Source organism: Sanguibacteroides sp. AM78-02pH3A, assembly GCF_027666085.1.
Lineage (GTDB): Bacteria > Bacteroidota > Bacteroidia > Bacteroidales > Marinifilaceae > Gabonibacter > Gabonibacter massiliensis.
Genome location: NZ_JAQEHX010000029.1, coordinates 1 through 1034, shown reverse-complemented (window position 1 = coordinate 1034; position 1034 = coordinate 1). Strand labels below are relative to the sequence as shown.

General features: G+C 35.6%; 1 protein-coding gene. It reads right to left on the bottom strand.

What is annotated here, in order from left to right; all coding sequences use genetic code 11:
- Positions 1-983 (bottom strand): hypothetical protein (locus PGR74_RS14080; protein WP_270517391.1); only part of this gene is annotated, 983 nt, incomplete at its 3' end.
- Positions 984-1034 lie beyond the last annotated feature (51 nt).

Genomic DNA, 1034 nt, shown 5'->3' with positions numbered 1-1034 from the left:
GCCGGAGGTTGAAAATAACTAAAGGGTAATTGCTCTATCCGTTGTGTAGTGTCAGTAGTTGTTACACCTTTTTGAGCATACTTTGTTCCCGGGTTATTCCGGGCTATATTAGTAAGTAAAATTACACCAAAACCTATCTCTTCCCCAATCCATTCGATCCTTTGCCCCTCATGCCTTTTTACCAGAAAATTCTTCTGTTGAGGTCCCTTGTCTGTATAGAAACTAAATGAAATAATACCGTCAACCTCTCCCGTGTTATATATACTTGCCTGCACTTTATAACGTTTTTTACCAGTAAGATTTTCTGTCATTCCAGATTCCAATATCTCCGCCATTTTAAAATCTCTTATGATATACGCTGGAACTCTATTCTCCGAATACCATTGCGGTAAAAATTCCATCCAGTCAATGCCAAACTCTTGTTTATAGGCAGTATTAAATGTTTCAAAATCCACTTGTTTAAATGTATACTGTTGAACAAAACCAACCAAAAACTTGTTCAACTCCTCTGAAGAAGAATACAACAAGAGTATATCCTTAAGCTGATCGACTTTTATTCTTAACAAATCATTTAACAATACGGGGAGAAATGATGCATCCGAAAGAGCATCAGAAAAACTATTTTTAGAAAGATAATACCTCACGTGAGAGTTATCAATTATTCCTGAACTTGCTTGGGGATACACTGTTCTCAAGTACTCCTCAAAATTAGCCTTATCGGTCATTTGATTTAATAGGGTATTAAGTACGGGATATTCCTTCGAGTTAAAACTAATCGTGTAGTCATTATAAAGTGGAAAATCCACATATAAATTATTTACAAGGATTTTGTTTTCATCAAACTTATTCAATACATTAATAGGTTGTCCTTTAACAATTTTAGTATAGAACATCACTTGACGAATGGTTCTTTCTAATACCCTCATTTCATACCTGAATGGTGTAAGTACCCCTCTTCTGTTTACTCGATCCTCTTCCTCCATCCGGACAATTTCTTCTTTAAAATTCGGGAGAGGTATACCGATCATCTGCTC